Below are 23,626 nucleotides of genomic sequence, written 5' to 3' on the forward strand. Positions count from 1 at the left end.
GGAGTCGCGGGTGTCCAGCTCCGACATCTTCATCGGCGAGACCATCGGTACCGCCATACTCATCCTGCTCGGCGGCGGCGTCTGCGCCGCGGTCACACTGAAGGCCTCCAAGGCCCGTAACGCCGGCTGGCTCGCCATCGCCTTCGGGTGGGGCTTCGCCGTCATGACGGCCGTGTACATCTCCGGACCGCTGTCCGGTGCCCACCTCAACCCGGCCGTCACCGTCGCCCTGGCCATCAAGGACAGCGACTGGAGCAACGTTCCGACCTACTTCGCCGGCCAGCTGCTCGGCGCGATGATCGGCGCGGCGCTCGTGTGGGTCACCTACTACGGCCAGTTCCAGGCGCACCTGACCGACAAGGAGATCGTCGGCGGTCCGGGCGCGCAGGCCACCTCGGCCAAGGCGGTCGAAGCCCAGGAGAAGGGCGCCGGCCCGGTCCTCGGCGTCTTCTCCACCGGTCCGGAGATCCGGAACGTGGTGCAGAACCTCACCACGGAGATCATCGGCACCATCGTGCTGATCCTCGCGGTCCTCACCCAGGGCCTGAACGACAAGGGCAACGGTCTCGGCATCCTCGGCGGCCTGATCACGGCGTTCGTGGTCGTGTCGATCGGTCTGTCGCTCGGCGGCCCGACGGGCTACGCGATCAACCCGGCCCGCGACCTGGGCCCGCGCATCGTGCACGCCCTGCTGCCGCTGCCCAACAAGGGCGGTTCCGACTGGAGCTACGCCTGGATCCCGGTGGTCGGTCCGCTGATCGGCGCCGCCATCGCGGCAGGCATATACAACGTCGCTTTCGCTTAGACATCACTTCGAAGCACGCGCCGTACGTACAGCCCCATCACCACGGATCTTTTCAGGAGCACACAGTGACCGACGCCCACACCGCAGGCCCCTTCATCGCGGCGATCGACCAGGGCACGACCTCCTCGCGCTGCATCGTCTTCGACCGGGACGGCCGTATCGTCTCCGTCGACCAGAAGGAGCACGAGCAGATCTTCCCGAAGCCGGGCTGGGTCGAGCACAACGCCAACGAGATCTGGACCAACGTCCAGGAAGTCGTCGCCGGAGCCATCCAGAAGGCGGGCATCACCCGCGACGACATCAAGGCCATCGGCATCACCAACCAGCGCGAGACCACCGTGCTGTGGGACAAGAACACCGGTGAGCCCGTCCACAACGCCATCGTCTGGCAGGACACCCGCACCGACGCCCTCTGCCGGGAGCTGGGCCGCAATGTCGGCCAGGACCGCTTCCGCCGCGAGACCGGCCTGCCGCTGGCCGCCTACTTCGCCGGGCCCAAGGCCCGCTGGCTGCTCGACAACGTCGAGGGCCTCAAGGAGCGGGCCGAGGCGGGCGACATCCTCTTCGGCACCATGGACAGCTGGGTCATCTGGAACCTGACCGGCGGTGTCAACGGCGGCCGCCACGTCACCGACGTCACCAACGCCTCCCGCACCCTTCTCATGAACCTGCACACCATGCAGTGGGACGAGAAGATCGCCGAGTCCATCGGCGTCCCGCTGGCCATGCTGCCCGAGATCCGCCCCTCCGCCGAGGTCTACGGCGAGGTCACCGGCGGCAAGCTGGGCGACCTGCTGGGCGGCATCCCGGTCGCCTCGGCGCTCGGCGACCAGCAGGCGGCCCTGTTCGGCCAGACCTGCTTCTCCGAGGGCGAGACCAAGTCCACCTACGGCACCGGCACCTTCATGGTGATGAACACCGGTGACAAGATCATCAACTCCTACGCCGGTCTGCTGACCACGGTCGGTTACAAGATCGGCGACCAGCCGACGGTCTACGCCCTCGAGGGCTCGATCGCGGTCACGGGCTCCCTGGTGCAGTGGATGCGCGACCAGATGGGCCTGATCTCCACCGCGGCCGAGATCGAGACGCTCGCGCTCTCGGTCGAGGACAACGGCGGCGCCTACTTCGTACCGGCCTTCTCCGGTCTGTTCGCCCCGCACTGGCGCTCCGACGCCCGCGGTGTGATCGCCGGCCTGACCCGGTACGTCACCAAGGCGCACCTCGCCCGCGCGGTCCTGGAGGCGACCGCCTGGCAGACCCGTGAGATCGCCGACGCCATGGTCAAGGACTCCGGTGACGAGCTGGTGGCCCTGAAGGTCGACGGCGGCATGACCTCCAACAACCTGCTGATGCAGACCCTCGCCGACGTTCTGGACGCACCGGTGGTGCGCCCGATGGTCGCCGAGACCACCTGCCTCGGCGCCGCCTACGCCGCCGGCCTGGCCGTCGGCTTCTGGTCCAGCACCGACGAGCTGCGCGCCAACTGGCGCCGGGCCGCCGAGTGGACCCCCCAGATGGACGCGGACACCCGCGACCGTGAGTACAAGAACTGGCTCAAGGCCGTCGAACGGACCATGGGCTGGATCGAGGACGAGAGCTGATCGGCTCAAGACAGTTCAGACAGCTCTGACGAGGAGTAAGTACCCGACATGACCAGTCAGTCCACCCTGAGTTCCGTGCCTGCCCTGGGGACGCACCCGGCCTCCGGCTCCAACCCGAGCCGAGCCGAGACCAGGGAGCAGCTCTCCAAGGCGTCGTACGACCTTCTGGTGATCGGCGGCGGCATCCTGGGCATCTCCACCGCCTGGCACGCCGCGCAGTCCGGGCTCAGGGTGGCGCTGGTCGACGCCGGCGACTTCGCCGGCGCCACTTCCTCCGCCTCCTCCAAGCTGCTCCACGGCGGTCTGCGCTACCTGCAGACCGGCGCGGTCAAGCTGGTGGCGGAGAACCACTTCGAGCGCCGTGCGGTCTCCCGCCAGGTGGCCCCCCACCTGGCGAACCCGCTCACCTTCTACCTCCCCGTGTACAAGGGCGGGCCGCACGGCGCGGCGAAGCTCGGCGCGGGCGTCTTCGCCTACTCCGCGCTCTCCGCGTTCGGTGACGGCGTGGGCCACCTGCTCTCACCCGCCAAGGCGGCGCAGGACGTGCCCGAGCTGCGCACCGAAAACCTCAAGGCCGTGGCCGTGTACGGCGACGACCAGATGAACGACGCGCGCATGGCGCTGATGACGGTCCGCGCGGCCGTCGAGGCCGGCGCGGTCGTCCTCAACCACGCCGAGGTCACCGGGCTGCGCTTCACCAACGGCCGGGTGACGGGTGCCGATCTGAAGGACCGCACGTCCGGCGACGAGTTCGGCGTCAACGCCCGTCTCGTACTGAACGCGACCGGCCCCTGGGTCGACCACCTGCGCAGGATGGAGGACGCGGGCGCGGCGCCGTCCATCCGGCTGTCCAAGGGCGCGCACCTGGTCCTCAAGCGCACCTCCCCCTGGAAGGCCGCGCTCGCGACCCCGATCGACAAGTACCGCATCACCTTCGCCCTCCCCTGGGAGGACATGCTGCTGCTCGGCACCACCGACGAGGAGTTCGAGGGCGACCCGGCGGACGTGTCCGTCAACGAGAAGGACATAGCCCAGATCCTGGACGAGGCCGCGTTCTCCGTCCGGGACCAGCAGCTCCAGCGTGACCTGATCACGTACGCCTTCGCCGGCCTGCGCGTGCTGCCGGGTGGCCCCGGTGACACGGCCAAGGCCAAGCGCGAGACCGTGGTGACCGAGGGCAAGGGCGGCATGCTGTCCGTCGCGGGCGGCAAGTGGACGACGTTCCGCCACATCGGCCGTACGATCATGAAGAAGCTGGAGGCGCTGCCGGGCCACCCGCTCGGCGACGACTTCGAGCCGATCTCCTCGCTGCCGAAGAAGCTGCCGCTGCCCGGCGTCGCCAACCCGCGCGCGGTCGCGCACCGCCTGCTGGTCGACAACCCGGCTCCCGGCCCGCGCATGGCCGCCGACACCGCCAAGCACCTGGCCACGCACTACGGGTCCCTGGCGTTCGACATCGCCCGGCTCGCCAACGAGAACCCGGAGCTGGCCGAGCGCGTCCACCCCGACGCCCCGGAGATCTGGGCGCAGGTCGTCTGGGCCCGGGACCACGAGTGGGCCGAGACCCAGGACGACGTGCTGCGCCGCCGGACCACGCTGACCATCCGCGGCCTGGCCACGGACGAGGTCCGCGCGAAGGTCCAGGACCTGCTGGACAAGAAGTAGGACCGGGCGGCGGCCGGCCACCGCCCTGACCGGGCCGGCCGCCGCCGACGCTCCGGACCCCGCCGCACCGGGTCCGGACCACGGAAAGGGGCGGCTCCACGCCGATGGAGCCGCCCCTTTCTCCTCCCCGGTGCGACAACCGGACCTCGCCGCCGCCCGCCGGGCCGGCGAACGGCGCCCACGGCATCCCGCCGTACGACGAGCCGGCCAACTGCCTGTGACCGCGCATAATGAGGCCGGAGACATCCGATGTCTGGGGCAGGAGGCCGGTCGATGGCAGTCACCGACGAGGCGATCGAGAAGATCAAGGGCATGATCGTCTCCGGTGCGCTGGGCCCGGGCGACCGGCTGCCGAAGGAGAGCGAGCTGGCCGCCGAGCTGGGCCTGTCCCGCAACTCCCTGCGGGAGGCGGTCCGCGCCCTGTCGCTGATCCGGATCCTCGACGTACGGCAGGGTGACGGCACCTACGTCACCAGCCTCGATCCGCAGCTGCTGCTGGAGGCGGTGAGCTTCGTCGTGGACTTCCACCGCGACGACACGGTGCTGGAGTTCCTTGCGGTGCGCCGGATCCTGGAGCCGGCCGCGACCGCGCTGGCCGCCTCGCGCATCGGCGAGGAGCAACTGGAGGCGCTGGGCGCGCAGTTGGACGCCCTGGGCGCGAACCCGTCGGTGGAGCAGCTGGTCGCGGCCGACCTGGAGTTCCACCGGAGCATCGTGCGGAGCGCCGGGAACTCGGTGCTCTGCTCGTTGCTTGACGGGTTGTCAGGGCCCACCACCCGGGCCCGGATCTGGCGCGGCCTCACCCAGGAGGACGCCGTCGGCCGCACGCTGCGCGAGCACCGGGCGATCCTGGCCGCGCTGCGCGACCGGGACGCGGAGGCGGCCCGCTCCTGGGCGACCGTGCACATCGCGAGCGTGGAGCAGTGGCTGCGGTCCGCTCGGTGAGTTCGGCCGTGAGCGCCTCGGGGAGTGAGACCGCCGGGGTGTTCCCCGGTGACGAACGGGGCAGTGATCCGTTCACTCCCCCGTGCAAGGGGGCTGCGGGCGCCCCCGCCGGACGCCGTAAGGTTGGTGGGTCAAGCGAGGGCACGTCGGAAGGAGGCACTGGGTGATCGAGCTGGAGGGGGTTCCCGAGCTGATCGACCCAGTCATGGTGGCCGCGTTCGAGGGCTGGAACGATGCCGGCGACGCCGCCTCCACGGCGGTCGCGCATCTGGAACGCGAGTGGAAGGGCGAGGTGTTCGCGGCGCTGGACGCCGAGGACTACTACGACTTCCAGGTGAACCGCCCCACGGTGTTCATGGACGGCGGTGTGCGAAAGATCACCTGGCCGACGACAAGGTTGTCGGTGGTGCGGGTCGGCGGCGAGAAGCCGCGCGACCTGGTGCTGGTCCGCGGGATCGAGCCGTCCATGCGCTGGCGGTCGTTCTGCAACGAACTGCTCGGTTTCGCGCACGAGCTGGGCGTGGAGCTGGTGGTCATCCTGGGCGCCCTGCTCGGTGACACCCCGCACACGCGTCCGGTGCCGGTCAGCGGGGTCACGTCCGACCCGGACCTGGCCCGCCGGATGGACCTGGAGGAGACCAAGTACGAGGGCCCGACGGGCATCGTCGGCGTCCTGCAGGAGGCGTGCACGCACGCGGGCGTCCCGGCGGTGTCGCTGTGGGCGGCCGTACCGCACTACGTCTCCCAGCCGCCCAACCCCAAGGCCACGCTGGCACTGTTGAACCGTCTGGAGGACCTGCTGGACCTGCGCATCCCGCAGGGCGAGCTGCCCGAGGACGCGCGCGCCTGGCAGGTGGGCGTGGACCAGCTGGCCGCCGAGGACAGCGAGGTCGCCGAGTACGTCCAGACGCTGGAGGAGGCCCGGGACACCGCCGAGTTGCCGGAGGCGTCCGGCGAGGCGATCGCCCGCGAGTTCGAGCGGTACCTGCGGCGCCGGGACGTGGGCCCTCCGGGCGGGAAGCCGCGGCCGCCTGCCTCCGGCGGCGGGGCCAAGGAGGACGACGAGGACGGTTCGGAGGACTGAGCCTGCGGACGTCCGCGGGTGTGCAGAAGGGGCGGTCCCCGTGTGGGAAGCGCCCCTTCTGCGTGTTCCGTCGCGTTGCGGTGTGCCACGACAGGCGTCGGGCGACTGCCGCGGCGTCGCGGCTTGTCACGCCGTTCCCCGCGCCCCTTTCGGGGCGCTCACGCTCAGGGTGTTTACAGGGCCACGCCCAGCAGGGCGTCCACCGCCCTGGTCACCAGGCCCGGAGCTGCCGTGTCCGTGCCGCCCTGCTCTTCCTGTCGGGCCGCCCAGCGGTCCACCGCGGCGAGCGCGGCGGGCGCGTCCAGGTCGTTGGCCAGGGCCTCGCGGATCTCCTCCACCAGTGCGTCGGCGGACGGGCCGTCGGGCCGGGAGACGGCCGCGCGCCAGCGGTCGAGGCGGGCGACGGCGTCCTGGAGGACCTGGTCGGTCCACTCCCAGTCGGCGCGGTAGTGGTGGGACAGCAGGGAGAGGCGGATGGCGGCGGGGTCGACGCCGTCGCGGCGCAGCCGCGAGACGAAGACCAGGTTGCCCTTGGACTTGGACATCTTCTCGCCGTTCAGGGCGACCATGCCGGCGTGCACGTACGCCTTGGCCATCGGGAAGTCGCCGGTGAGCACCTGGGCGTGCGAGGCGCCCATCTCGTGGTGCGGGAAGGCGAGGTCGGAGCCGCCGCCCTGGACGTCGAAGCCCATGCCGAAGTGGTCGAGGGCGATGGCCACGCACTCGATGTGCCAGCCGGGCCGGCCCCGGCCGAGGGAGCCGCCGTCCCAGCTGGGCTCGCCGGGCCGGGCCGCCATCCAGAGCATCGGGTCGAGCGGGTTCTTCTTGCCCGGGCGGTCCGGGTCGCCGCCGCGCTCGGCGGACAGCAGCCGCATGGCGGCGGCGTCCAGGTTCGAGACCTTGCCGAAGTGCGGGTCGGACTCGACGGAGAAGTAGATGTCGCCCTCCAGCTCGTAGGCCGCGCCGAGTTCGCGCAGCCGCTCCACGAGCGGGACGATGCCGGGTATCGCCTCGACGGCGCCTATGTAGTGCTTCGGCGGGAGCATCCGCAGGGCGGTCATGTCCTCGCGGAAGAGGGCCGTCTCCTTCTCGGCGAGGGCGACCCAGTCGACGCCGTCCCGGTCCGCGCGCTGGAGCAGCGGATCGTCGACGTCGGTGACGTTCTGGACGTAGTGGACCTGCCGCTTGGTGTCGAGCCACACGCGCTGAACGAGGTCGAACGCGTTGTAGGTCGCCGCGTGACCCATGTGGGTCGCGTCGTACGGCGTGATGCCGCAGACGTAGATGCGGGCGACGGGACCGGGGTCGAGGGTGACCAGACCACCGGTCGCGGTGTCGTGGATCCTCAGGTCGCGGCCCTGACCAGGCAGGGCGGGGACCTCGGAAGCGGGCCAGGCATGCATGTACATGAGCCTAACCGGCGTCGAGCTGCGTATACGAACGGGACCGGGCCGGATGGCCGGTTCTGCGTTCTTGTACCTCGGCGCCGGATGTGCTTACACGGGTGGCCAGGGGATGGCGGGCCACTCTCCGTTCGGCTCCGGATGCAGGCCCGAGGTGAGCAGCGCGTCGACACGCGCGCGTGTGGCGTCGGCCTCGGCCGCGGTGATCAGTGCGGCCAGCCGCCCGCCCAGCTCCCCGTCCAGGGCGTCCCGCAGCCCCTTGAGGACGTCGACGGCCTCCGCGGTCAGGGGTTCCCCGGCCCAGCCCCACAGCAGTGTGCGCAGCTTGTTCTCGACGTTGAAGGTGACGCCGTGGTCGATGCCGTAGAGCCGGCCGTCGGCGGTGGGCAGCAGGTGGCCGCCCTTGCGGTCGGCGTTGTTGATCACGGCGTCCAGGACGGCGAGCCGGCGCAGCCGCTCGTCGTCGGCGTGCACGAGCAGCGCGGTGCGGCCCTCGCCCATGTCGGCGAAGCCGATGGCCTTCCAGCCCGGCTCGGGCTCCTCGCCGTCGACCAGGGCGAGCAGCTCGGCCTCGGCGTGGACGTCGATCCAGAGCTGGCACATGCCCTCGCCGTACGGTCCGTCGCGCAGCACGGTCGGCGGGACGAGTCCCCAGCCGGTGGCCTCGGAGACCGCGTAGGCGGCCACCTCACGGCCCGCGAGGGTGCCGTCGGGGAAGTCCCACAGGGGGCGCTCGCCGGCCACCGGCTTGTATATGCAGGAGGCTTCCCGGCCGTCGAGGGCGACCGAGCAGAACAGTGCCGCGTTGGACGCCTCGCGGATCCGGCCGCGCACGGTCAGCTCACCCCGCGCGAGCAGCTCGGCGGGGTTCGGATCGGCCGTCACGCTCCGCGGCGGTATCCGTTCTGGCGCGGACATACGTGTCCTTCCGGATCGAGCGGGAGGCTGCACAGCGGGCACGGCGGCCGCCCGGCGTTGACGACGTCGAGGGCACGCTTGGCGAAGGCCCGGGCCTGCGCGCCGGTCAGCCGGACCCGCAGCATGGGGGGTCCGTTCTCCTCGTCCTGGAGCAGTCGCTCCTCGGCCTCGGCGAGGTCCTCCTCGGTGTCGGCGTCCAGCTCCACCAGCGCCTGCGCCTCGACGATCATGCACTGTTCCTCGCCGTCCCAGGCCAGTGCCATGGTGCCGACGCGGAACTCCTCCTCGATGGGGGTGTCCAGCGGGGCGGTGTCGGAGATCTCGGTGGGCGCCATGGCGGGGACGGCGGCGCTGCCGCCACTACGGCGTACGACCTCGTCCAGCAGCTCGTCCATGCGCTCGGCGAGCGCGGCGACCTGGGTCTTCTCCAGGACCACGCTGGTCACTCGGGAGCCGGCGGTGGCCTGGAGGAAGAACGTACGGCGCCCGGGCAGTCCGACCGTGCCGGCCACGAAGCGGTCCGGCTGGTCGTAGAGGAACACCTGACGGGACACGTCCTGTCTCCATTGATTCGAGGGTTTCAGCGGTGCGGGCCATGCGGATGGGCGACTGTGGTGGATCGCTTCACCCTACTGCGGCCGACGATCACGGTGCGCCCGCACCTCCCCCGACCGGTGCGTCGCCCTCGCCGGGTTCCTCACGCGGGGCGAGCGAAGCGAAATCCCCGGTGTCGCCGAGGCGGACCAGGAACGGCCTCAGGCGGGTGTAGCGGATCGCGGTGATGGAACACGGCTCCACGGAGATCCGCTGGAAGAGGTCGAGATGCAGACCGAGGGCGTCGGCGACGAGCGACTTGATGATGTCGCCGTGGGAGCACATGAGGTAGACGGCGTCGGAGCCGTGATCGCGCTCCACGCGCGCGTTCCACTCGCGGACGGCCTCGGCGGCGCGGGTCTGCATGGCCCGCATGGACTCGCCGCCGGGGAAGGCGGCGGCGGACGGGTGGGCCTGCACCACCTCCATGAGAGGCTCGTCCTTCAGCTCGGCGAGCTTGCGGCCGGACCAGTCGCCGTAGTGGCACTCCCCGATCCGCTCGTCGGTGTGGGCGCGCAGCCCGGGGCGGGACTCCAGCAGCGGCCGTACGGTCTCCTGGCAGCGCTCCAGCGGGCTGGTGACCACCTCGGAGATCGGCAGGCCGGCGAGCCTTCCGGGCAGTGCGGCGGCCTGCGCGGCGCCGCGCTCGTCCAGGGTGACGCCGGGGGTCCATCCGGCGAGCACGCCGGAGGTGTTGGCGGTGGAACGTCCGTGCCTTACGAGGATCAGCGTGGGCATGCGGACAGGGTAGGCGCATCGGGAAGTGCGCTGAGGGACGGACGAAGGGAGAGTGCGCTCCGTGATCGTCGACTGCGCCGTCTACCGGCACGGGCACCGTACCGAGGGGCCGGAGGACCTGTCCGACGCGCTCGCCGAGGCGAGGGCGGTGGGCGGCTTCGTGTGGATCGGGCTGCACGAGCCGTCCGAGCGGGAGTTCGGCCTGGTCACGCACGAGTTCGGGCTGCACCCGCTGGCCGTGGAGGACGCGCTCAAGGCGCATCAGCGGCCCAAGCTGGAGGTGTACGACGACTCGCTGTTCATGGTGCTGAAACCGGTCGTGTACGAGCCCGAGAGCGATGCCGTCTCGGCCGGCGAGGTGATGGTCTTCATCGGGGACGGTTTCGTGGTGACCGTCCGCCACGGCGAGGGCTCGCCGCTGGCCGCCGTGCGGCGCCGCCTGGAGGACGAGCCGGAGATGCTCGACAAGGGCCCCACCGCCGTGCTGTACGCGATCGCCGACGCCACCGTCGACCACTATCTGGAGGTGGCGACGGAGCTCCAGACCGATCTGGACGAGCTGGAGGCGGAGGTGTTCCAGCCGGAGATCGGCGGTTCCCGCAACACCGCGTCGCGGATCTACACCTTCAAGCGGCAGATCCTGGAGTTCCGGCGGGCCACCGGGCCGCTGGCGCTGCCACTGAACCGGCTCGCCGGCAGCGGCGCGCTCGGCCCGGAGGTGCCCTTCGTGCACGACAAGGCGCGGCCGTTCTTCCGGGACGTGGGCGACCACCTGATGCGCGTGAACGAGTCCGTGGAGGCTCTGGACCGGTTGGTGTCGGACATCCTCTCGGCCCACCTGGCGCAGATGAGCGTGCGGCAGAACGACGACATGCGGAAGATCTCCGCCTGGGCGGCGATGGCGGCGGTCCCCACGATGATCGCGGGGGTCTACGGCATGAACTTCGACCACATGCCCGAGCTGCACTGGGTGTGGTCCTACCCGGCGGTGATCCTGTTGATGGTCGCGCTGGTGGCGCTGCTGTACGGGCTGTTCAAGCGGCGCGGCTGGCTGTGAGGACGGCTCAGGCGTACTCGGGGGCGGGCGCCGCGGGGTCGCCGAGGGGGTTGCGGCGGGCGGGCATGGTGAGGGTGACCATGCGGTGCCAGCCGGCGAGGCGTTCGTAGGCGTACGCGGCGTGGATGCCGGCCGTGAGCAGCGCGGACTTGGCCTTCGGCCAGCCGAGGATACGGCTCATGCGGGCCATGACGGCGAGGCTGACGTCCCGGTGGACGGCGATCTCGGCGAGCGCGCACTCACGCAGGGTGCGCTGGATCAGCCGGCCGTGGCCGGCGGCGGCGAAGCGCAGCAGTTCCTCGTGGGTGTAGGCGAGGTGGTTGTCCTCGTCGTCCGAGATCATGCGGATGGCCTTGCCGACCTCGGGGTGCTCGGCGAAGTGCGTGCGGAGCATCGTCATCTGCTCGGCGGCGCGCTGTTCGGTGACCCGGCTGTGCGCGAGGTAGACGATGATGTCCCGCACGGTGAGCGGTTCGTCCCGGCGGAGCTTGTCGTGGGCGAGGCCGATGCCGCGCCGTTCCAGGAGCATCGTGTAGTCGGTCTCGGGCGGGACGGGGACGGGGGTGAGGCCGCGCTTGCTCAGCAGGGCGTGGAAGAGGCGCCCGTGCTTGTCCTCGTCGGCGCCGTGCCGGGTGATCTTCGGGGCGAGGGCGCGCTCGCTTCGCGGTACCAGTGCGGCGATCCGGCCGTTCTCCCAGCCGCCCTGGGACTCCCCGCTGGCGGCTATGGAGCAGAAGAGCCGGAAGGAGTCGTCGGTGTCGAGGATCTCCTGGAACAGACGCTTGGCCGAAAGCATCGCAGACACCTCTCCCCGCTCCGCACGTTTCCGTAAAGAACGAGTCAAATACGGACAGAGGGGAGCCGCAACAGGGGTGCGGTCCGGCTCGGCCGAACGAAGGACGTCGGGCGTCGTGAAAGAAGGGCCGCGGGGGTCGTAACCGCGCGGCGCCGGGCGCGTTGTTCCCCGTGACGGCCGTGGCGGGGAAGACCCCCGAGCCCCCACCACGGCCGCTGACTTCCCTTACGCGAGCCCGGCGCGCTCCAGGGCCTCGCTGCCGGCCCGCAGGGAGGCGATCCGCTCCTCCAGCGTGAAGCCGGCCGGGGCCAGGCTGAGGGTGGTGACCCCGGCGGCGGCGTAGGCCTTCATCCGGTCGGCGATGCGGTCGACCGAGCCCAGCAGCGTGGTCTTGTCGATGAGGTCGTGCGGGATCGCGGCCGCGGCGCCCTGCTTGTCCCCGGACAGGTACTTCTGCTGGATGTCGGCGGCCTCCTTCTCGTATCCCATGCGCTGCGCGAGCTTGTTGTAGAAGTTCTGCTTGGCGCTGCCCATGCCGCCGACGTAGAGCGCGGTGTACGGCCGGAAGGTGTCCGCGAGCCGGGGCACGTCCTTGTCGTCACCGACCGCGAGCGGCACGGTCGGGCACACGTCGAAGCCGTCGAGCGTCAGGCCCGCCTTCTCCCGGCCGGCGCGCAGGTACGAGATCGTGGTCTCCTCCAGGTGCTCGGCGGAGGGGAAGATCAGCAGCGCGCCGTCGGCGATCTCGCCGGTCTGCTCCAGGTTCTTCGGGCCGATCGCGGCGATGTAGAGCGGGATGTGCTCGCGCTGCGGATGCACGGTCAGCTTGATCGGCTTGCCGGGTCCACCGGGCAGCGGCAGCGTCCAGTGCTCACCCTCGTACGTCAGCCGCTCCCGGCTCATCGCCCTGCGGACGATCTCCACGTACTCGCGGGTGCGGGCCAGCGGCTTGTCGAACCTGACGCCGTACCAGCCCTCGGAGACCTGCGGGCCGGAGACGCCGAGGCCGAGCCGGAACCGGCCGCCGGACAGCGAGTCGAGCGTGGCCGCGGTCATCGCGGTCATCGCGGGCTGCCGGGCCGGGATCTGGAAGATGGCCGAACCGACGTCGATGCGCTCGGTCTGCGCGGCGACCCAGCTGAGCACCGTGGCCGCGTCGGAGCCGTACGCCTCGGCGGCCCAGCACACCGCGTAGCCCAGCCGGTCGGCCTCCTGCGCCACGGCCAGGTTGTCGCCGTCCATTCCGGCACCCCAGTAGCCGAGGTTGAGTCCGAGCTTCATGGCCGATTCCCCTTACCCATGAGTAACGTCCCTGTGGCGCAGACCTTAGCGCGGAGGCGCGCGCCGGGGGCAGGGCGTGGCCCGGGATGGGGGGCGGATCACGCGTGCCGCGCAGGGCCGGTCGAGTTGTCCACAGGCAACCCACCGCACCGGTTCTGGCCAGTAATCTCGCGGGCATGGAGCAGAGGCATCTCGGCCGTACCGGCCTGCGTGTGTCCCGCATCGGACTCGGCACCCTCACCTGGGGCCGGGACACCGACGAGCACGACGCCGCGGACATGCTGAAGGCGTTCTGGGAGGCCGGCGGCACCCTCGTCGACACGGCGGACGTGTACGGCGACGGCCAGGCGGAGTATCTGCTCGGGCGGCTCATGGACGGCCTGGTGGCGCGCCGGGACCTGGTCATCTCGACCAAGGCGGGCAGCGTCCCGGACCCCGACCGCCGCTTCGACGGCTCCCGCGGCCATCTGCTCGCCGCGCTCGACGCCTCCCTGGCCCGCCTGGGCACGGAGTACGTCGACGTGTGGCACGTCCACGCCTTCGACCCCGGCACCCCGCTGGAGGAGACGCTCCAGGCCCTCGACCTCGCGGTGAGCAGCGGCCGCGCCCGGTACGCCGGGGTGTCCAACTTCTGCGGCTGGCAGCTGGCCAAGGCGGCCACCTGGCAGCTCGCGGCGCCGGGCACCCGCACCCGGCTGGCCAGCACGCAGATGGAGTACTCGCTGCTCCAGCGGGGCGTGGAGCGCGAGGTGCTGCCTGCCGCGCTCGATCTCGGCGTGGGTCTGCTGCCCTCTTCCCCGCTCGGCCGGGGCGTACTGACCGGCAAGTACCGGCACGCCACTCCCCCGGACTCGCGCGGCGCCTCCGAGCACCTCGCGCCGTTCGTCGAGCCGTACCTGGACGACACGGCGACCCGGATCGTGGACGCGGTGACGACGGCCGCCGACGGGCTCGCGGTCACCCCGCTCCAGGTGGCCCTCGCCTGGGTCCGGGACCGGCCCGGAGTGGCCGCCCCGATCGTCGGCGCGCGCAACGCGCAGCAGCTCACGGCGGCGTTGTCAGTGGAGGCCCTTAGTCTTCCTGACGAGATCTGCCGGGCGCTGGACGATGTGTCGGCGCCCGTGCACCGCTACCCCGATCACGACTGGAGCACGCTGTGAGCACGCAGCCGGAGACCACGGAGGACGCCGGGCCGGGGGCGCCGGACACCCGTGAGACCCCGGACCAAGGCACCGACGGGGGCGTCGCGGCCGAGGGCCTGGAGAAGACGGAAGGCCCGGAGAAGACCGAGGGCATGGAGGAGGGCCCGGAGGCCGCCGAGGGCCCGGAGGCCGCCGAGGGCCCGGAGAAGGCCTGCGGCACCGAGCAGGCCGACGACGTCGAGCACCCCGGCGGGGCGGAGGCCGGGGACGCCGGGGACGCCGGGGACGCCGGGGACGCCGGGGAGGGTACGGACGGCGCTGAGGGTGCAGTCGACGAGGACGGTGCAGCCGGCGCGGACGGTGCAGCCGGCGCGGACGGTGCAGCCGGCGCGGAGGGCACCGGCGACGCGGACGGTGGCACGGCCGGGCCGGCCGAGATGTCCGAGGTGGAGGCCGAGCTGGCCGCACAGCGGCTCGAGCGGGAGCGGATCGAGCGGCGCAAGGCCGAGAAGAGCGGCCCGATCGCCAGCGGCGCCAAGCTCAGCGGCAAGGCGGCCGACCTGCTCGCGGCGGTCCGGGCCGTGGAGAGCGGCGAGAAGCCGGTGGCCGCGGTGTTCGCCGAGCCCGCACCGGCACCGCGCCGCCCCGCCCCGGAGCCGGTGCGCAGGCCCGAGCCCGCCCCGGCCGCGCCCAGCGCCCCCGCACCGCAGGCCGTCGACGCCGTGCGCCGCGTGCTGGCCGAGGGCGGCGCGCCCGACACCCTGGCCCCCCAGGTCACCGCGGTCCTCGGCGAGAACGCCGGCACCGCGCTCCGCGAGGACCCCTGGCAGCTGCTGCGGGTCGGCGGCGTACGGCCGGAGCAGGCCGACGGCTTCGCGCGGGCGCTGCTCGGCGCCGGCTGCGGACCGGACGACGAGCGGCGGGGCCGCGCGGTGACCGGCTGGCTGCTGGAGCAGGCCGCCGTCGCCGGGCACACCGCGCTGGAACTGTCCGCGCTCACCGCGGCGCTGGGCCGGCAGGGCGTGCCGGACCCGGACGCGGCGGTGCAGGACACGCTCGCCGAGGGTGCGGCGCTGGTCTTCCAGGACGCCCTGGAGGAGCCCGGCGCCGCCGCGCCCCAGGACACCGACGAGGAGCAGGAACGGCCGGTCCGGGTCCTCGTCGGCCTGGAGCGGTACGCGCTGGCCGAGGAGAGCCTCGCCGACGGCCTGGCCCGGCTGGTCAACTCCCCGGCCGAGGAGGACGCGCAGCGCTGGGAGGCGGTCGCGGCCGGAATGTCCGGCGGTGCGGCCGAGCTGGCCCGCGCGGTCGCCGGGCACGGCCTGGTGCTGCACACCGGCGCGGAGGCGGCCCGCGCCGAACCGGCCGCGCTGCTCGGTGCCGCCCGCACCGCCGGCCTGCGGGCCTTCGCCGCCTGCCACACGCCGGACGGGAGCCGGCGCCTGGCCGCGCTGCCGGGCGGGGAGCCCGGGGAGCGGGGCGTGGGCACGGTCGCCGGTCTGCTGTCCGGTGCCGAGGGCCCGGGCCGGGACGCGGACGGCGCCCTGGAACTCGACCTGCTGATCGTGCTGGACGCCCCCCAGCTCGACGTGGAGAGCGCCGCGATGCTGGTGGAGTCGCTGCCGGACGGCGCCCGGCTGGTGCTCAGCGGAGACCCGGCAGTGCTGGGGCCGGCCGGCCCCGGCCGGGTCTTCGCCGACCTGCTCGCGGCCCGGGTCTGCCCGGTGACCGCCTCCCGCGTCGCGGACCCGGGCCCGATCGGCGAGCTGGTCTCCGGCGTCGGAGTCGGCGAGCTGAACCAGGTTGCGGCTCCCGGCAAGGAGATCGTGATCGTGCCGGTGCGGGACGCGGGCGAGGCCGTGCACCGGACGGTGCAGCTGGTCGCGGACTCGGTGCCGCGGGCGATCGGCGTCCCGCCCGACCAGACCGTGGTGATCACCCCGGGCCACGGCGGCGCCGCGGGCACCCGCGCCCTCAACTCCGCGCTGAAGGAGCGCCTGAACCCCGGCCCCGGCCGGTTCGGCGGCTTCGACCCCGGCGACCGGGTCGCCTACTCCCCCGCGCCGGGCCGCACGGTGCCGGGCGTGGTGGTGAAGGCCGACGCCGAGGGACTGCACCTGACGTGCGCGGGCACCCCCGTCGTCGTACCGCGGGAGCGGGTGGAGAGCTGCGTCCGGCACGGCTGGGCGCTGACCGCGCACCAGGCGGTGGGCGCCCGCTGGCCGGCGGCGGTCGTGGTCCTGCCCGGCGACGCCGCGCAGGCCCTCAGCCGCCCCTGGGTGTACACGGCGTTCGGCCGGGCGGAACGGCACCTGTCCGTGGTGCACGGTGTGGAGCAGGCCCTGCCGAGGGCGGTCGCGGAGGTCCCGGCCAAGCCCCGCACGACCCGCTTGCAGACGTTGCTGCGCACGCAGGAAGCCTGACTCTTTCCGCCGCGTCTGCGGTGGGCCGTCTTCCCTTTCCGCCGCAACGGAGATCAGCCACGCCGGCGGATTCCGGCGGTGCCGTACCGGCCTCAGGCCCTACGGCACCGCCGCCCCGCTCCCGTCTCCGCTCACTTCTCGGCGTCGAGCGGCTCCAAGTCCTCGTCGTCGTCCTCGACGAACTCGAGATCCTCCTCGTCCCCGTCCTCAGCGTCGGAGACGTCGTCGTCGAACAGCGCGCTCACGTCGAACCGGCACACCACCCCCTGCGGATCGACGTGCTCGAACGGCGCCTCCAGCCACTCCCCGGCCTCGGGCGGCTCCTCCGCCGCGGTGACCCACAGCGTGGAATCGCCCTCCTCCAGGCCGAACTCCTTGTGCCGGGAGGCGATCTCGTCCGGTTCGAACTCGCCGAAGAGGATGCCCAGTGCTCCGGGGACGGTCCCGGCGGCATCGTCGTCGTCCGCGCCGTCGTCGTACTCCGCCGCCTCGACGCGATGGGCCTGCGCCAGCAGTCGCTGGGGTTCGGCCACGGTGTAGTCGCGGCGGATCAGCACGCTGATCGCGTTCGGTTCCTCGGGACCCGCGTACGGCGGCAGCGTCTCCTCCGCAGCGGGGATCTCGAAGGGCGTGACCTCGTCGAAACGGTCGTAGAGCAGCTCGTCGTACGCCTCGGCGGCAGCGGCCAGCTGGTTGAACGCCTCGGAGACGGCCGGGTCGTCCTCCCCGGACCGGCGTTCGACCGCGGCCAGATGACGGTCGAGCGCGGTCTTGACGGCCTCGGCGGCGGCGCGTACCTCGGCAGCGGTGGGCTGCGCAGCATCAGACATAGTGCAGACGCTATCCGTACCGGGCACCAGCCCGCACAATAGATGCGATGCCGGAATACGAATTTGTCGACGTGTACGTACCTCGCGGGGTCTCCCGCAAGGAGGCGACGCGTCTGCTGACGGACCATGCCGAGTACGGACACTGGGAGTTGGACCGACTGAGCCTGCTGCGCGACGGCAGCCGCAAGGTGCGGTTGCGCCGGCGGATCATCCGCCAAGTGCGAGCCACGTGGTGACGCAGGACGACCAACGGAGCGGGCCCCGCCGGCATGGCAGGGCCCGCCCCGTTTTCCGGGCGGTACGGCGGTCGTACCCGCCGGTGTCAGGCCGCGGCCCGCGCCTTGCGGTAGAGCGCCGCGCCGGCGAGCAGCGCGCCCGCGGCGGCCGGCAGGGCGATGCCGAGCGGCATCTCACTTCCCGTGTGCGCGAGCTGGGCGGAGCGGTCCGCCTGCGCCCTGACCCGGGACGCGCCGTGGTCCCCCGCGTGACCCGTGTGACCGGGGTGGCCGGGGTTGCCAGGGTGGCCAGGCGTCCCCGGATGCCCCGGGTGGCCGGGCTGCCCCGGGTGTCCGGGGTGGCCCGGGTGTCCGGGGTGGCCGGGCTTTCCGGGCGGGTTGCCGGGCTCGCCGCCCGGCGGCCGGCTGTCGTGCCCGCCGCCGTTGGCACAGTCGTTGCCTGTGGTGGCGTTGCCGGCCCCGACGACATCGACGCTGTTGCCGCAGACGTTCACCGGGACGTCGACCGGCACCTGCACGGTGTTGCCGGAGCCGACGCCCGGCGAGCCGCCGGTGCTGCCGCCCGCGTGCGAGCCGCCGGAGCCGCTGTGGCCGCCCCCCGAAGTTCCGTCGTGATTGGCGCATTTGTTGCCCACCGACGGGTTGAGGAGCCCGACGACGTTCACGGTGTTGCCGCAGACGTTCACCGGCGCGTGCACCGGCACCTGCACGGTGTTGCCGGAGCCGACGCCCGGCGAGCCGCCGGTGCTGCCGCCCGCGTGCGAGCCGCCGGAGCCGCTGTGGCCGCCCCCCGAAGTTCCGTCGTGATTGGCGCATTTGTTGCCCACCGACGGGTTGAGGAGCCCGACGACGTTCACGGTGTTGCCGCAGACGTTCACCGGCGCGTGCACCGGCACCTGCACGGTGTTGCCGGACAGTACGCCGGGTGAGCCGGCGGCGGTGCCGGCCGCGCCCGCGTCGGCGTGTGCGTAGCCGCTCGCGGCGGCGATCACGCCGGTCGCGGCGGCCATGGTCATCAGGCCCTTGCGGGTGCCCTGTCGCATGCTGATTTCCCCCTGCCTTCCATGCTTCGTTTCTCGAAAGGCCGGTCGGCCCGGGAACACATGGCGCTCGCTCCGAGGCCGGCCGGCTCACACAAGACGCCCCCTCAGGGAGCCGGTGTCACTAGTTGAAGCAGGCGTTGCCGAAGGCGGGGTTCAGGAGCCCGATCACGTCGACCGTGTTGCCACAGGCGTTCACCGGAACATGCACGGGCACCTGGACGACGTTGCCGGAAGCGACACCCGGGGAGTTCACGGCGGCACCCTGGGCGCCGGCGTCGGCAACGGCGAGGCCCGCGCCCGCGAGAAGCAGTCCACCGGTGGCAGCCGCAGCAGCGACGATCTTCTTGATCATTTTTCCTCCTAGTTGGCAATGCGGCCCCCAGGTGCGGGATCGCATCACCTGTAACGAGGAGGGAGTAATGGAGCTACGAGCTTATGGTCGGATTCACCCTTCTCAGTCGATCTCGTACGACCGACCGATTACCTGAGGACAGGGTCTTATGACGCGTCGATGAATCGGTCAAGCACCCGCACACCGAACTGCAGCCCGTCCACCGGCACCCGCTCGTCCACGCCGTGGAACATGCCGGCGAAGTCCAGCTCCGGCGGCAGCTTCAGCGGGGCGAAGCCGAAGCCGCGGATGCCGAGGTCGTCGAAGGACTTGGCGTCGGTGCCGCCGGAGAGCATGTACGGGATCGCCTTGGCGGTCGGGTCCTCGGCGAGCAGCGCGGCCTGCATGGCCTCCACCAGGGCGCCGTCGAAGCTGGTCTCCAGCGCCTTGTCGGAGTGGACGTCCTCGCGGCGGACCCTCGGGCCGAGGAGCCGGTCGAGGTCGGCGAGGAACTCCTCCTCGTGGCCGGGCAGGAACCGTCCGTCGAGGTGCGCGGTGGCCTCGCCCGGGATGACGTTGACCTTGTAGCCGGCGTTCAGCTGGGTGGGGTTGGCGGTGTTGCTCAGGGTCGCGCCGATCAGCTTGGCGATGCCGCCGAGCTTGGCGAGGGTGGACTCCATGTCCTCCGGGTCCAGCTCGGTGCCGAGCGCGTCGCCCAGTTCGTCGAGGAAGGCCCGGGTGGTCTTGGTGACCCGCACCGGGAACGTGTGCCGGCCCACCCGGGCGACGGCCTCGGACAGCTCGGTGATGGCGTTGTCGCGGTGGATCATCGAGCCGTGCCCGGCGGTCCCGGCCACGGTCAGCTTCATCCAGTGCATGCCCTTCTCGGCCGTCTGGATCAGGTAGAGCCGCCGCTGCTCGTTCACCGTGAAGGAGAAGCCGCCGACCTCGCTGATCGCCTCGGTGACGCCCTCGAACAGCTCGGGGTGGTTGTCGACCAGGTAGCGGGCGCCGTACGTGCCGCCCGCCTCCTCGTCGGCGAGGAAGGCGACCACGATGTCGCGCGGGGGGCGGCGCCCGCTGCGCAGCCGGTCGCGGACGACCGCGAGGGTCATCGCGTCCATGTCCTTCATGTCGACGGCCCCGCGCCCCCACACGCACCCGTCGGTGACCTCGCCGGAGAACGGGTGGTGGGTCCAGTCGACGGCGTTGGCCGGTACGACGTCCAGGTGGCCGTGGATCAGCAGGGCGGGCCGGGACGGGTCCTCGCCCTCGATACGGGCCACCGTGGAGGCGCGGCCCGGGTGCGACTCGTAGATCTTCGGCTCCAGCCCGACCTCGGCGAGCTTCTCGGCGACCCACTCGGCGGCCTTGCGCTCGCCGGGGCCGGAGTGGTCGCCGTAGTTGCTGGTGTCGAACCGGATCAGCTCGCGGCAGAGGTCCACGACCTCGTCCTCGCCGGTGACGCTGCCGGCCGTGCCCGTCTCGCTCACGCTGCTTCCTCCCGCTGTCACTGCTGGTGGTCCTCCTCATCCTCCCTCCGGTCCGGCCCGGGGCCCAAGGCCGCTCCCGGCCCGTCACACGCCGTTCACGCGGGACCCGGTCCCGGGACGGGGGGTGATCAGCCACCTCCGAAAGCCTGGTAATGTTTCCTTCGTCGCCGCGAGGGAAACCCCGCCGAAAGGGAAACCCCGCACGACAGACACCTTGTCCGGGTGGCGGAATGGCAGACGCGCTAGCTTGAGGTGCTAGTGCCCTTTATCGGGCGTGGGGGTTCAAGTCCCCCCTCGGACACCAGCAAGGCCCCTGCTCCGGCGGGGGCCTTTCGCATGCCCCCGCACGGCTTCCTAGACTTGAGGGGTGGCCCGGCCCAACGACGAGGTCGAGGCGCTTCTGTCGGGAGTATGCCGACCTCATCGCGATCACCGGAGGTGACGCCTTCAAGGCGCGCGCCTACGAGAAGGCGGCGCGGGCGATCGGCGGGTATCCGGCCGACATCTCCGCGCTGGACGCCGACGGGCTGCGGGAGATCCCGAATGTGGGCCGGTCGATCGCCGACAAGGTGGCCGAGTATCTGCGTACGGGGAAGATGGCGGTGGTCGAGGAGCGCCGCGCGAAGATCCCCGCGGGGGTGCGCGAGCTGATCACCATTCCGACCCTTGGCCCGAAGAAGGCGCTGCGGCTCTACGAGGACCTGCACATCTCGTCGGTGAGCGAGCTGGCCGCGGCCATCGAGGCGGACGCGCTGGCCGATCTGAAGGGCTTCGGTGAGAAGACGCAGGACAACATCCGGCACGGCATCGAGCTGCTCCAGCGGGCGGGCGCCCGGGTGCCGTTGTCGCTGGCGCTGGACACCGCCGAGCAGATCGTCGCCGAGCTGTCCGGCGTGCCGGGGTGCAGGCGCTGTGCGTACGCCGGTTCGCTGCGCCGGATGCGGGAGACCGTCGGGGACCTGGACGTGCTGGTCGCGGCGAAGCGCTCGGAGCCGTTCATGGACGCGCTGTGCGCGCTGCCGGTCACCGCCGAGGTGATCGCGCGGGGCACGAAGAAGACGTCGGTGCGCACCGCCAAGGGGCTCCAGGTCGACCTGCGGGTGGTGCCGCCGGAGTCGTGGGGCGCGGCGATGCAGTACTTCACCGGCTCCAAGGCGCACAACATCCGGACCCGGACCATCGCCGTGCACCAGGGGCTGAAGCTCTCCGAGTACGGCGTGTTCGACACCGGGAGCGGGGAGTCGGTCGCGTCCCGCACCGAGGAGGAGGTGTACGCGCGGCTCGGTCTGCCGTGGATACCGCCGGCGCTGCGCGAGGACCGCGGGGAGATCGAGGCGGCGCTGCACGGGGAGCTGCCCGAGGTGGTGACGGGGCGGGACATCCGCGGCGATCTGCACACGCACACCGATCTCACGGACGGTCTGGCCCCGCTGGAGACGATGGTGGAGGCCGCCGCCGAGCGCGGGTACGCGTACTACGCGGTCACCGACCACGCGCCCGACCTGTACATGCAGCGCATGACGGACGAGAAGATCCTCGCCCAGCGGGAGCGGCTGCGGGAGCTGGACGGCACCCGGCGGCGGATGCGGCTGCTGCACGGCACGGAGCTGAACATCGCTCCGGACGGCGACGTGGACTGGCCGGCGGAGTTCCTTGCCGGTTTCGATCTGTGCGTGGCGTCGCTGCACTCGCACTTCGACCTGGGCCGCACGGCGATGACACGGCGGCTGGTGCGGGCCTGCGAGCATCCGTACGTCAACATCATCGGGCACCCGACCACCCGGCTGATCGGCAAGCGGCCGGGCGTGGACGCCGACTGGGACGCGGTGTTCGCCGCGTGCGCGCGCACCGGCACCGCGCTGGAGGTCAACGCCCAGCCGGACCGGCTGGACCTGCGCGACGAGGACATCCTGCGGGCCAGGGAGCACGGGGTGCGGTTCGCCGTGAACAGCGACGCGCACTCCGTGCCGCACCTGGGCCAGCTGCGCTACGGCGTCGGAACCGCGCAGCGCGGCTGGCTCACCCGGGACGATGTGATCAACACCTGGCCGCTGACCCGGCTGCGCCGGTTCCTGCGCAAGAGCGGCCGAGGGTGAGACCGCGCGCTCACCGGGCCGCGCCGGTGCGCAGCGGCCGTACCGTCAAGGTGCCGTCGTCCCGCTGCTCGACTCGGGTGCCGAAGTCCCGGGTGTGCCCGTCCAGGACGGTGCGCAGCCAGTCGGTGTCCGCGGCCGACGCGCGCTCCAGGCGCATCCGGCGCGACCGGAGGGGCACCATGCGCAGGCCGGTCAGCCGGCCGGTGCCGCGCTCCAGCGAGGCCAGGTACAGCAACCGCAGGTCGTCCCGGTAGCGCTCGTAGCCGCCGATGCCCTCGTAGTCGTCGACGAGGTCGCCGCAGCCGTACAGCACGAGTCGGTCCCGGTAGACCTCGGGCGGGCGCGGGTGGTGCGAGGAGTGGCCGTGGACGACGTCGGCGCCCGCGTCGACGAGGGCGTGGGCGAAGCGGACCTCGTCGCGGGGGACGGTGTAGCCCCAGTTGGGGCCCCAGTGGACGGAGGCGACGACGAGGTCTCCCGGCCGCTCCACCTGCCGCAGGCGGTCGGCGAAGTCCTGCGCGGCGGCCGCGGTCGGTGCGGGGACGAAGGCCACGCCGGGCTGTTCGGCGGTGGCGGCCCAGCTGTGCGGGATGCCGCTGGACGGCATGCCGAAGGCGAAGACCAGGACGCGGCCGCCCCGCGGCAGCGGGACGGTGGCCGGGCGCCAGGCGGTGACCGCGTCGCGGCCCGCTCCGGCGGTGCGCAGCGCGGCCGCCGCGAGGCGGTCCAGCGTCTCCGTGAGGCCGAGCGGGCCGAAGTCGAGCACGTGGTTGTTGGCCAGGGCGCAGACGTCGGGGCGGGCCGCGGCGAGGCAGGGCAGGTTGGCGGGGTGCATGCGGTAGTGGACGCCCTTGCCCGGGGCGAAGTCGCCGTCCCCGGTGACGGCGGTCTCCAGGTTGATCACCCGAACGTCCGGCGCGGCGCGGTCCAGGAGGGGCAGCGCCTCGCCCCAGGGCCAGGCGGGGGGCACGGGCCGGGGTATCGGCCCGTTCGCGGCCTCCGCCAGGGCGACGTAGTCCCGGGCGTCGTGCACGTAGTCCTCCCGCAGGGCGGGGTCGCCGGGGTGCGGGAGGATCTGGTCGACGCCCCGGCCGAGCATGACGTCACCCGCGAGGAACAGGGTGACGGTGTCCTCGCGCATG

The 23,626-nt window shown here is 72.2% G+C and carries 20 protein-coding genes, 1 tRNA gene and 1 pseudogene; 11 read left to right on the forward strand and 11 right to left on the reverse strand.

Features of this window, described 5'->3' with window-relative positions; translation table 11 throughout:
- Positions 1–10 precede the first annotated feature (10 nt).
- The 5 genes from ACZ7DL_RS14990 to ACZ7DL_RS15010 all read left to right on the forward strand — a co-directional run bounded on the left by ACZ7DL_RS14990 (position 11) and on the right by ACZ7DL_RS15010 (position 6,103).
- The gene (locus ACZ7DL_RS14990; RefSeq protein WP_470774504.1) at positions 11–805 is read left to right on the forward strand and encodes an MIP/aquaporin family protein; all 795 of its coding nucleotides are present in this window, start codon (positions 11–13) and stop codon (positions 803–805) included.
- Between the two features lie 65 nt (positions 806–870).
- Positions 871–2,409 (forward strand): glycerol kinase GlpK, encoded by a 1,539-nt coding sequence (glpK, locus tag ACZ7DL_RS14995; protein ID WP_470774506.1) that lies wholly within the window; start codon positions 871–873, stop codon positions 2,407–2,409.
- Positions 2,410–2,457: 48 nt separating this feature from the next.
- Entirely contained in the window at positions 2,458–4,074 is a 1,617-nt protein-coding gene (locus ACZ7DL_RS15000) for a glycerol-3-phosphate dehydrogenase/oxidase (RefSeq protein ID WP_470774508.1), read from the forward strand.
- A gap of 273 nt (positions 4,075–4,347) precedes the next feature.
- Entirely contained in the window at positions 4,348–5,019 is a 672-nt protein-coding gene (locus ACZ7DL_RS15005; RefSeq protein WP_470774509.1) for a FadR/GntR family transcriptional regulator, read from the forward strand.
- Positions 5,020–5,182: 163 nt separating this feature from the next.
- The gene (locus ACZ7DL_RS15010) at positions 5,183–6,103 is read left to right on the forward strand and encodes a PAC2 family protein (protein ID WP_470774510.1); all 921 of its coding nucleotides are present in this window, start codon (positions 5,183–5,185) and stop codon (positions 6,101–6,103) included.
- Positions 6,104–6,276: 173 nt separating this feature from the next.
- On the opposite strand, the gene mshC is transcribed toward ACZ7DL_RS15010, so the two are convergent.
- The 4 genes from mshC to ACZ7DL_RS15030 form a co-directional block, all read right to left on the reverse strand.
- Positions 6,277–7,506, reverse strand: a complete 1,230-nt coding sequence (mshC, locus tag ACZ7DL_RS15015; protein ID WP_470774511.1) for a cysteine--1-D-myo-inosityl 2-amino-2-deoxy-alpha-D-glucopyranoside ligase — start codon at positions 7,504–7,506, stop codon at positions 6,277–6,279.
- A gap of 93 nt (positions 7,507–7,599) precedes the next feature.
- Positions 7,600–8,424, reverse strand: coding sequence for an SCO1664 family protein (locus ACZ7DL_RS15020; protein WP_470774513.1), 825 nt, complete (start codon positions 8,422–8,424; stop codon positions 7,600–7,602).
- The gene (locus ACZ7DL_RS15025) at positions 8,388–8,978 is read right to left on the reverse strand and encodes a DUF3090 domain-containing protein (protein WP_470774515.1); all 591 of its coding nucleotides are present in this window, start codon (positions 8,976–8,978) and stop codon (positions 8,388–8,390) included. The genes ACZ7DL_RS15020 and ACZ7DL_RS15025 overlap by 37 nt, the downstream gene beginning before the upstream one ends.
- Positions 8,979–9,069: 91 nt before the next feature.
- Positions 9,070–9,756 (reverse strand): histidine phosphatase family protein, encoded by a 687-nt coding sequence (locus tag ACZ7DL_RS15030; RefSeq protein ID WP_470774516.1) that lies wholly within the window; start codon positions 9,754–9,756, stop codon positions 9,070–9,072.
- Positions 9,757–9,817: 61 nt separating this feature from the next.
- Here ACZ7DL_RS15030 and corA point away from each other — a divergent pair, with 61 nt between their 5' ends.
- Complete coding sequence (gene corA / locus ACZ7DL_RS15035; RefSeq protein WP_470774518.1) at positions 9,818–10,813, forward strand: magnesium/cobalt transporter CorA; 996 nt, start codon at positions 9,818–9,820, stop codon at positions 10,811–10,813.
- 7 nt (positions 10,814–10,820) lie between these two features.
- On the opposite strand, the gene ACZ7DL_RS15040 is transcribed toward corA, so the two are convergent.
- Both ACZ7DL_RS15040 and ACZ7DL_RS15045 read right to left on the reverse strand, forming a co-directional pair.
- Entirely contained in the window at positions 10,821–11,609 is a 789-nt protein-coding gene (locus ACZ7DL_RS15040; RefSeq protein ID WP_470774519.1) for a ferritin-like domain-containing protein, read from the reverse strand.
- Between the two features lie 225 nt (positions 11,610–11,834).
- The gene (locus ACZ7DL_RS15045) at positions 11,835–12,890 is read right to left on the reverse strand and encodes an LLM class F420-dependent oxidoreductase (protein WP_470774521.1); all 1,056 of its coding nucleotides are present in this window, start codon (positions 12,888–12,890) and stop codon (positions 11,835–11,837) included.
- A gap of 176 nt (positions 12,891–13,066) precedes the next feature.
- Between ACZ7DL_RS15045 and ACZ7DL_RS15050 the strand changes: the two genes are divergently transcribed.
- A complete protein-coding gene (locus tag ACZ7DL_RS15050; RefSeq protein WP_470774523.1) occupies positions 13,067–14,050 on the forward strand; it encodes an aldo/keto reductase in 984 nt (327 codons plus the stop codon).
- Complete coding sequence (locus tag ACZ7DL_RS15055) at positions 14,047–16,455, forward strand: helix-hairpin-helix domain-containing protein (protein WP_470774525.1); 2,409 nt, start codon at positions 14,047–14,049, stop codon at positions 16,453–16,455. The genes ACZ7DL_RS15050 and ACZ7DL_RS15055 overlap by 4 nt, the downstream gene beginning before the upstream one ends.
- A 131-nt stretch (positions 16,456–16,586) precedes the next feature.
- On the opposite strand, the gene ACZ7DL_RS15060 is transcribed toward ACZ7DL_RS15055, so the two are convergent.
- A complete protein-coding gene (locus ACZ7DL_RS15060; RefSeq protein ID WP_470774527.1) occupies positions 16,587–17,285 on the reverse strand; it encodes a hypothetical protein in 699 nt (232 codons plus the stop codon).
- A 47-nt stretch (positions 17,286–17,332) separates the two neighbouring features.
- Here ACZ7DL_RS15060 and ACZ7DL_RS15065 point away from each other — a divergent pair, with 47 nt between their 5' ends.
- Complete coding sequence (locus tag ACZ7DL_RS15065) at positions 17,333–17,521, forward strand: DUF5703 family protein (RefSeq protein WP_043407302.1); 189 nt, start codon at positions 17,333–17,335, stop codon at positions 17,519–17,521.
- Between the two features lie 86 nt (positions 17,522–17,607).
- On the opposite strand, the gene ACZ7DL_RS15070 is transcribed toward ACZ7DL_RS15065, so the two are convergent.
- The 3 genes from ACZ7DL_RS15070 to ACZ7DL_RS15080 form a co-directional block, all read right to left on the reverse strand.
- On the reverse strand, positions 17,608–18,564 hold the full coding sequence (locus ACZ7DL_RS15070) for a chaplin (protein WP_470774529.1): 957 nt from the start codon (positions 18,562–18,564) through the stop codon (positions 17,608–17,610).
- 121 nt (positions 18,565–18,685) lie between these two features.
- The gene (locus tag ACZ7DL_RS15075) at positions 18,686–18,916 is read right to left on the reverse strand and encodes a chaplin (RefSeq protein WP_470774530.1); all 231 of its coding nucleotides are present in this window, start codon (positions 18,914–18,916) and stop codon (positions 18,686–18,688) included.
- Between the two features lie 146 nt (positions 18,917–19,062).
- The gene (locus tag ACZ7DL_RS15080; protein ID WP_470774532.1) at positions 19,063–20,388 is read right to left on the reverse strand and encodes a M20/M25/M40 family metallo-hydrolase; all 1,326 of its coding nucleotides are present in this window, start codon (positions 20,386–20,388) and stop codon (positions 19,063–19,065) included.
- Between the two features lie 216 nt (positions 20,389–20,604).
- Here ACZ7DL_RS15080 and ACZ7DL_RS15085 point away from each other — a divergent pair.
- Together ACZ7DL_RS15085 and polX are read left to right on the forward strand one after the other, a co-directional pair.
- Positions 20,605–20,692, forward strand: a tRNA-Leu gene (locus ACZ7DL_RS15085).
- 63 nt (positions 20,693–20,755) lie between these two features.
- Positions 20,756–22,484: pseudogene (gene polX / locus ACZ7DL_RS15090) on the forward strand (DNA polymerase/3'-5' exonuclease PolX).
- 10 nt (positions 22,485–22,494) lie between these two features.
- On the opposite strand, the gene ACZ7DL_RS15095 reads toward polX, so the two are convergent.
- Positions 22,495–23,625 (reverse strand): CapA family protein, encoded by a 1,131-nt coding sequence (locus ACZ7DL_RS15095; protein ID WP_470774534.1) that lies wholly within the window; start codon positions 23,623–23,625, stop codon positions 22,495–22,497.
- Between the last annotated feature and the right edge of the window lies 1 nt (position 23,626).

This window comes from Streptomyces sp. NPDC036984 (genome assembly GCF_055607665.1).